The sequence below is a fragment of the Streptomyces sp. NPDC058964 genome (assembly GCF_042741275.1).
In the GTDB taxonomy this organism is placed as follows: Bacteria; Actinomycetota; Actinomycetes; order Streptomycetales; family Streptomycetaceae; genus Streptomyces.
On record NZ_JBHYKH010000450.1, the window covers coordinates 1 to 7,487 of the forward strand.

A 7,487-nucleotide genomic window follows, 5' to 3' on the forward strand; every position below is an offset into this window, starting at 1 on the left:
CCGGCTCTTCCGGCTCAGCTCCAGTCCGCGCTCCCGAAGAGTTCAACGAAAGGTCGCGATGCAGTCCGTCGGCATGGACGCGGTTACCGAAAGCACGCCCGGTGGCACGCAGGGGACCTCCCCCACCGGGGCGCCTCGGCATCCCAACAGAGTCCTCGTTCCCGGCGGCCGGCAGTCGCCGGCCCCTCGCGCGGAGAGCATCGGCCTGATGTCCATCTCTCTGGGCACGGCCGGCCTCGGCGGCGCATGGCAGTCCGCGGCGGCGACCGTCTCGGCACCCTTGTGGGCCAGCGATGCGCTGTTCGTCCTGAGCGGCCTGGTGTGGGTGGTCCTGCTCGCGAAGTATGTGCTCCGCGGTGGGGCGCGATGGCGTAACGTTCTCGACGATCTCCATCATCCCGGCCAGGGCTTCACCCTTGCCTACGTCCCCATCGTCGGGATGCTCACGGCGGGGCACTTCTCCCGTTACGGCCTGGACGGCGCCCGATGGGCCTATGCCGTATTCGCCACGGCTGCCGCGGTCATCGCCGCCCGGCTTCTGGCCCACTGGGTGACCGGCGGCCTGAGCGCGGCACCTCTGCACCCGGGCTATTTGCTGCCGGTGGTCTCAGCACCCTTCATCTCCAGTTCCACGGCCTCGGTGCTTCGCCTTCCGGAACTGGCGGCGGCGACCTTCGCGGTCGGGGTCCTCTACTGGCTCGCTTTCGGCACAGTGGTCCTGGGCAGCCTCGTCGCAGGCGGCGGCAGTATGCCCGCACCCGCCCGTCCCACACTCACCGTCCTGGTCATCCCGCCGGCCACCGGCGGCCTTGCCTGGATGGCGGCCCACCACGGAGTGCTGGACATGATCGGCTACGGGTTCGCGGGCCTGCTGCTCTTCACGCTGCTCATCATCGCGTTCCTGCTCCCGGATGTGCGTCAGCAGTCGTTCCACTACGGGTACTGGATCTTCACCTTCCCGGTCTTCGCCAGCACCAACTTCCTCGTGCGCTGGCTGTACGGAACCGGTATGTCCGGCCGGCAGGCCGTCGCCTGGAGTCTGCTGACCGCGGTGAGCGCCGCGTTCCTTCTCCTGTGCGCGGCCACGTTCCGGCATGCGCTGCGCGAGCGGCACAGGGCCGGCCATCGTGTTTCCGCGGTGTGATCCCTACGGCAGTCCGCGCCCGCTCGACACACAGGGCCGGGGGTCGTGGGCGGCGAGGCGCACGACCGGCGAGCCGGTCGGCGCGAAGCAACTGCTGTCGCCGGACGTGGGCGGGGGTCCGTGCCTACCGCCTGCGTGGCGCCGTCGGCCTTCGCGCGGGAGACGGGGACCCACCAGCCGCGGAAGAAGACGTCAGTCGTCCAGCTCCTTGAGGACCTCCACATCGCGCGGGCCCAGTTTCCGCGGTTTCGGATGCGTTATCTCAAGAGGTCCCAGGGGCTTACCACTGGCCTTCACCACGTGCGGCAAGGGGCGGTCGTCCGGGGCGAAGAGGAAGTCCTCGCCCCATTGGCGCAGGGCCATCAGTACCAGGCGCAGGGACTCGCCCTTCTCCGTGAGCACATACTCCTGGTAGGCGCTGCCGTCCGATGCGGGCTCCAAGCGGAGGATTCCGTGGGCCACGAGTTTGCTCAACCGCGCGCTGAGGATGTTCTTGGCCAGGCCGAGGCGCTTTTGGAACTCGGTGAACCGGCGTGCGCCGTCCAGCGCGTCCCGGACGATGAGGAGGGACCACCAGTCGCCGATCTGGTCCAGCGAGCGCGCGATCGGGCACGCGGCGTCATCGAATCTGGTTCTGCGCACTGTGCGGCCCTCCCCGATCTCGCGGTGGCGACTCTGCGCCGTGGTTGCATGTCTAAACTACCTGCAGAACCCACGGGCCGGGACCGAGACCTTCGTGGCCCGCTGGGTGCGGCAATGCTCGACCGCATCAGGACAGTTGCCTGCGCCGGGCCCGGGAAGCCCGCAGATTGACGGTGTTGCCGCAGATGCGCACGTCGTGCCAGACCCCGCTGTTGTTCCGCGAGCGATCGTAGAAGGCCACGGCACACTTCTCGTAGCGGCAGATCTTCAACCGCCGCCAGACGTCCTTCCGCTGCGCCTCGTACATCTCTGCAAGCAGCGCCGAAGTAATCCATCGGACTCCGCGCCCCTCCGGGTGCGCCTCGATCCGGCCGTCGGCACTCATCGTGAGCCGGATCGAGCCGCTCGGCTCCGGGCCTGACGGCTCGTGACGGCACAAGCCTGCGTGCAGTCGGTCTCGGACGGCACGAAGACGGGGCAGGTCCCGCCCGGAAAGTGCGATGTCGGGCAGCCGGCCGGCCCCGGTGCTCTCCGCCCACTGCTCCAGCGCAGCATCCAGCCACTGCTGAGCAGGTCGCACCTCCTGCAGTAGATCCGGGTACCTCGGCCCACCCACGCCGATGGTGTTCAGCAGGTCTTGCACCAGGGCGAGACCCCCCGGCGCCAGCTCCATCTCAAAGCGTTCGGTGGCTGCGTACGACATATGGAAAGTGTAGTCGGTTATGTCGATCCTCACCTTGCTCGACATAGGTGAAAGAACTACGGTTGCGTCAAGTGCAGTGACGGGGCCGTGACGTCGTGAAGCCGAACGGCTTCAGCTCCACCCAGCGAAGGAAACCCCCATGACGAGACAGACCCAAGATCCACCGGTGAGCCCGCTGCTGCGAGAAGTACTCGAGGCACACGGAGGGCTCGATCGTTGGCGGCAGGTGCAGACGGTGCGCGCCACGATCGTCACCGGTGGCCGGCTGTGGGGCATGAAGGGCCTGGTCCAGGACCCGGATCCCCGTGAAATGACGGTCTCCGCGCATACCCAGCACGCCTCCGTGCACCCGTTCGGCGCGCCGGACCAGCGCACCGACTTCAGCCCGGACCGCATCGCCATCGAGAAGCCGGACGGGCGGATCGTGGCGGAGCGCGTCAACCCCAGGTCGTCCTTCGACGGCCATGAGATGCACATTCCCTGGGACCCACTGCACCGCGCCTACTTCAACGGATACGCGATGTGGACCTATCTCACCACCCCGTTCCTGCTCGCCATGCCCGGCTTCGAGACCGCCGAGATCGAGCCGTGGTGGGAGAACGGTGAACGCTGGCGCGGCCTGCGGGCCACCTTCCCGGCCCACATCGCCGGACACAGCACGATCCAGGACTTCTACTTCGGCACGGACAATCTGTTGCGCCGGCACGACTACCACGTCGACGTGGCCGGCGGGTTCGCCGCCGCGCAGTACGTGCACAACATCGTCGAAGTGGACGGGATCCGGATGCCCACCATGCGCCGGGCCTACCGGCGGGATGTGAACCGATCACCGATCTACGACGAGCTGATGGTCACGATCGACATCAGCAACCTGCGATTCGAAGGAACGACGGCAGAATGAGCACAACATTGGGAACCGCCCTGATCACCGGTGCCTCCTCGGGCATCGGCGCGGTGTACGCCGACCGGCTGGCCCGGCGGGGCCATGACCTGATCCTCGTGGCGCGCAACCGGCAGAAGCTGGACGCGGTGGCGGAGCGGATCACCAGTGCTACCGGCCGCTCGGTGGAGGTGCTGATCGCCGACCTCGGGCAGGGCGAGGACCTGCGCCGCGTCGAGGCGGTGCTGCGCTCCAACGCGGACATCTCGGTGCTGGTGAACAACGCCGGGTTCGGTGCGGTGACCGGACTCGTGGACTCGGACGTGGACGCGATGGAATCCATGATCGCCCTCAACGCGACCGCGCTGACCCGGCTCACCTACGCCTTCGCACCCGGTGCGGTGTCGCGAGGCGGTGGCACGGTCATCAACATCGGTTCGATCGTCGCTGTCGTACCGGAGTTGCTCAATGGCGTCTACGGCGCCTCCAAGGCATTCGTGCTCGCTTTGAGCCAGTCGCTGCGCCATGAGCTGGGCGAGAAGGGGCTGCGGGTGCAGGTGGTCCTGCCCGGAGCCACCGCGACGGACTTCTGGGAGATCGCCGGCACCCCGGTGGAGAGCCTGCCCCAGGGGTGGGTGATGAGCGCTGACGACATGGTCGACGCCGCCCTCGCAGGGCTCGACGCCGGTGAGTTCGTGACCCTCCCGGCGCTCCCCGACATCGAAATGTGGGACTCTTACCAGGCCGCGCGCCAGGCGCTGAGCGGCAGTCTCTCCAACTCCCGGCCCGCCGAACGCTACCGGCACACGCTCGCTCCCCGCTGAGCCGGCCGGCTCGGGGCGACGGCCCCCGGTCATGTCTCGGCCAGCGGTGCTGCGCGCCCTGGACGATGTCCGCGGGGTCAGTCGGTCGGCCACGTGACCGACCTGGGCCAGGAGGACAGAGGGGACGACATGGGCTGATCGTGCCCGTCCTCATCGGACACACGGCCGCCGGCCGGGCCTCCCGCTCCGGCGAGTCCGGTTCGGGGGTGTAGAAGTTGAGGCGGAGGCCAGGATCGGCCGGCAGATCCATCGCCTCGTAGGGCAGCGCGAGATCACCGACGAGCGGGTGGTGAAGGCGCTTCACGCCGGAGCGGTGGATCTTCACGTCGTGGCGGGCCCATCGGCGTGCAACTCCTCGCTCTTGGTCGTGAGCTCTCCGATCAGGTCGGTCAGCGCCTTGTCATGGGGCGCTCGGCCTGTCTCGGAGCGCAGGAAGGCCACGGAGTCGTCGGCCCCCTTGTCCCAGTCGGCCCAGAAGTCCTGGCCGGCGGGGTCCAGAAACAGGAAGCGGGCAGTGTTGACGGGCTCGCGCTGGGCGAACAGCGGCGAGTCGAAGACCGGTGCGTACAACGCCCGGCCGAGCGCGTTGACTGCGAGGATGTCGAACCGTGCGTTGCGTACATACGCCGGCGCGTCGGTCATCGAGTCGAGCAGCCGCAGGATCGTGGGCCGCACACGGGACGCGGTCACCGTGGGACGCCGGCCCGTCGGAGTTGACGCACGGGCCAGGTCATAGAGGTGAGCGCGCTCGGCCTCGTTGAGCTGCAGTGCGTGAGCGAGGGCGTCGAGCACAGAGTCCGAGGCGCCGCTGAGATTCCCGCGCTCGAGCCGGACGTAGTAGTCCACGCTCATTCCGGCGAGCAGGGCCACCTCCTCGCGCCGCAGGCCCGCCACGCGGCGGTTTCCGCCGTAGAACGGCAGCCCGGCCTGCTGCGGGGTGATCCGTGCCCGCCGGGTGCTCAGGAACTCGCGGACCTCCGCGGCCAGGTTCTTCTTGTCGATATCAGCCATGATCAGATCTCAAGGGCTTCTTGCCGGCGCCGATGGCGGATGCGGCCTGGCGCCAGCCGGCGTAGAACGCGGGCCGCGCCCCCACGCCGCCGAGCAGAAAGACGCCGGTCAGTGAGCCCGGCTTGGGTACGGCGTCCCCGATGAGTCGTGGGGCTGCTGTCGGGCGGGAATCCGGGGGCACGGGTGACTCCTCTTGTTCGGCGTGAATCCTGTGCCGGCTCCTTCACGGTAGAGGGGTCGGGAGGGGCCTGCGAGGTACTGCCATTACCTGGAAGAGCAATGACTCCCACCTGCGTGCCGGTGCGCGGTTTTCTGGAGAAGGCCCAGGAATGGCAGTGCGAACCCGGGCCTGAAAACCGCTTCCAAGCTGAAGGAACACTGTGCGCGCAGCACTCATGTACGCAGCCGGCGACGTCCGCGTCGGGCACGTCGCCGACCCGGCCCTGAAGGAGCCCACCGACGCGCTGGTCCGCATCACCACGGCCCGAAGTCACCCGTCACCAGGTCGGCGACCTGGTCGGCATCGGCTGCGTGGTCAACTCCTGCCACGATCGCGAGAACTGCCGGGTCGGCCAGGAGCAGTACTGCCTCAACGGGCACACCCTCATCTACGGCAGCCCCGATCCGGTCGAGCCCGGCACCGCCACCCAGGGCGGCTACTCCGCCACCTCGGCGTGAAGATGGCCAATGCCATGGGCGCTGATTCAAGCGTGTGCGCCGTGGGTGCTCGGGTCGCCAGGGTGGCGCGGCTACCGTGGGTGCACGGCGTAGGTCAGGTGCGTCACCCGCGACGACGGCGCCGAACGGACCGGCTCCAGCGCGACCCTGGACGCGTCCACGCCGTCGAACAGGCGGGTGCCAGCGCCGAAAAGCACCGGTGACAGCGTGATCGAGAACTCGTCGACCAGGCCGGCGTTCAGGTGCTCCAGGATCGGCGCGCCGCCGCCGGCGTTGCGGACGACGCGGTCGCCGGGGGCCTCGCGGGCCTGGTCGAGGGCGTGCTCGATGCCGTCGTTGACGAAGTGGAACGTGGTGCCGCCGGGCCGCTCCCACGGGTCACGCTTGGTGTGCGTCACGACGAAGACCGGGGTGTGGAAGGGCGCCTCCTCCGGCCATGCCTGCTCGCCGAGGTCGAACATGCGCTTGCCCATGACGCTCGCGCCGGTGCGCTCGAACGTCTCCCGCGCGACGTCGTTGTCGCGACCCTCCTCGCCGCCCTCGCCCAGCTTCAAGTTCTCCCGGAAGAACCGCAGCGGGAACAGCCACTGCTGCAGCTCCGTCCACTGCCCCATCCAGCGCTGAACGTCCGGGTCGTCCCGCTTGTCGGGCGCGAAGAAGTCGTCAACGGGCACAGACTCGGGCGCGATGAAGCCGTCCAGCGACATCGTCACGCTGAAGAACACTTTCCCGGCCATCAGCCCTCCGCCCCCTTCCGCGCGAGGCCGGTGACGTAGGCCGCCAGGCTGCTCAGGGTCTGCTGGCCGCCCTCGATCGCGTGGTACTTCTCGACCGCCTCGTCGCGCAGTTCCTTGGTGGGGAACACCGTGCGCATCACGATCAGGGTTGCCGCGCCCTCCGGCGCGAAGGTCAGGACCGACTCGAAGGCGTTCGGGTCGTCGCGGGACTCACCGTGCAGCAGCGCGATCCGCTCCGGCGGGGCGATCCGCAGCCAGCGGATCCACTCGGAGTAGTCGGTCCCGTCCGGCCCGTGCAGCACGAAGTCCCACTCCCCGCCCTCGCGGAACTCGAAGGACCGCGTGGTGGTGGTGAACCCCTCCGGACCCCACCACCGCGACAAGTGCCGGACCTCGGTGAACGCCTCGAACACCAGCTCCCGCGGGGCGTCGATGACCCGGGAGATCACGATCTCCCGGTCGGCCGACGCCGGCTCCGCCCGCGTTTCGTGCCTTGCCCCTGCCATCGGTCATTCCTCCTGTCGTGCCTGCTTGAGGTCCTGCACGTAGGTGTCCAGCCGGTCGAAACTCTCGTTCCAGAACCGCTCGAACCCGCCGACCCACTCGTGGACCGGCCGCAGCCCGCGGGCGTCCAGGCCGTAGAGGCGCTGCTTGCCCGCCCCGCGGACCCGCACCAGCCCCACCTCCCGGAGCACCCGCAAGTGCTTGGACGCCCGCGGCTGGCTCATTCCCAGCTCCTGGGCGAGGTCGGTCACCGGCCGCTCGCCCGCCCGCAGCAGCGCCAGGATGTCCCGGCGCTGCGGCTCGGCGATCGCGTTGAACGCGTCCGACGTCGTCGCTGCTCGTGCCATGGCAGCCATCATATTCC

Annotated in this window: 10 protein-coding genes and 1 pseudogene; 4 read left to right on the forward strand and 7 right to left on the reverse strand. The window is 68.9% G+C overall.

What is annotated here, in order from left to right; translation table 11 throughout:
• The first annotated feature begins 208 nt into the window (after positions 1-208).
• Positions 209-1,144 (forward strand): hypothetical protein, encoded by a 936-nt coding sequence (locus tag ACFW2E_RS36485; protein WP_384473199.1) that lies wholly within the window; start codon positions 209-211, stop codon positions 1,142-1,144.
• Positions 1,145-1,336: 192 nt separating this feature from the next.
• Here the strand turns inward: ACFW2E_RS36485 and ACFW2E_RS36490 are convergent, their stop codons facing one another.
• Complete coding sequence (locus ACFW2E_RS36490) at positions 1,337-1,786, reverse strand: winged helix-turn-helix transcriptional regulator (protein WP_384473202.1); 450 nt, start codon at positions 1,784-1,786, stop codon at positions 1,337-1,339.
• 127 nt (positions 1,787-1,913) lie between these two features.
• On the reverse strand, positions 1,914-2,534 hold the full coding sequence (locus ACFW2E_RS36495) for a CGNR zinc finger domain-containing protein (RefSeq protein ID WP_384473205.1): 621 nt from the start codon (positions 2,532-2,534) through the stop codon (positions 1,914-1,916).
• A gap of 94 nt (positions 2,535-2,628) precedes the next feature.
• Here ACFW2E_RS36495 and ACFW2E_RS36500 point away from each other — a divergent pair, with 94 nt between their 5' ends.
• Together ACFW2E_RS36500 and ACFW2E_RS36505 are read left to right on the forward strand one after the other, a co-directional pair.
• A complete protein-coding gene (locus ACFW2E_RS36500; RefSeq protein ID WP_384473208.1) occupies positions 2,629-3,390 on the forward strand; it encodes a hypothetical protein in 762 nt (253 codons plus the stop codon).
• Entirely contained in the window at positions 3,387-4,193 is an 807-nt protein-coding gene (locus ACFW2E_RS36505; protein ID WP_384473211.1) for an SDR family NAD(P)-dependent oxidoreductase, read from the forward strand. The genes ACFW2E_RS36500 and ACFW2E_RS36505 overlap by 4 nt, the downstream gene beginning before the upstream one ends.
• A gap of 130 nt (positions 4,194-4,323) precedes the next feature.
• On the opposite strand, the pseudogene ACFW2E_RS36510 reads toward ACFW2E_RS36505, so the two are convergent.
• A pseudogene (locus ACFW2E_RS36510) lies at positions 4,324-5,204 on the reverse strand (helix-turn-helix transcriptional regulator); the annotation flags it as partial.
• On the reverse strand, positions 5,197-5,385 hold the full coding sequence (locus ACFW2E_RS36515; RefSeq protein WP_384473214.1) for a hypothetical protein: 189 nt from the start codon (positions 5,383-5,385) through the stop codon (positions 5,197-5,199). The pseudogene ACFW2E_RS36510 and the gene ACFW2E_RS36515, both read right to left, overlap by 8 nt.
• Before the next feature lie 350 nt (positions 5,386-5,735).
• On the opposite strand from ACFW2E_RS36515, the gene ACFW2E_RS36520 reads away from it, so the two are divergent.
• Positions 5,736-5,882: a hypothetical protein gene (locus ACFW2E_RS36520; RefSeq protein ID WP_384473216.1), complete on the forward strand. Its 147-nt coding sequence runs from the start codon at positions 5,736-5,738 to the stop codon at positions 5,880-5,882.
• A gap of 71 nt (positions 5,883-5,953) precedes the next feature.
• On the opposite strand, the gene ACFW2E_RS36525 is transcribed toward ACFW2E_RS36520, so the two are convergent.
• The 3 genes from ACFW2E_RS36525 to ACFW2E_RS36535 are packed head-to-tail and all read right to left on the reverse strand — an operon-like array spanning position 5,954 to position 7,470.
• Complete coding sequence (locus ACFW2E_RS36525) at positions 5,954-6,619, reverse strand: dihydrofolate reductase family protein (protein ID WP_384473219.1); 666 nt, start codon at positions 6,617-6,619, stop codon at positions 5,954-5,956.
• Positions 6,619-7,125: an SRPBCC family protein gene (locus tag ACFW2E_RS36530; protein WP_384473222.1), complete on the reverse strand. Its 507-nt coding sequence runs from the start codon at positions 7,123-7,125 to the stop codon at positions 6,619-6,621. The genes ACFW2E_RS36525 and ACFW2E_RS36530 overlap by 1 nt, the downstream gene beginning before the upstream one ends.
• Before the next feature lie 3 nt (positions 7,126-7,128).
• Positions 7,129-7,470: an ArsR/SmtB family transcription factor gene (locus tag ACFW2E_RS36535; RefSeq protein WP_384473225.1), complete on the reverse strand. Its 342-nt coding sequence runs from the start codon at positions 7,468-7,470 to the stop codon at positions 7,129-7,131.
• Positions 7,471-7,487: the final 17 nt, after the last annotated feature.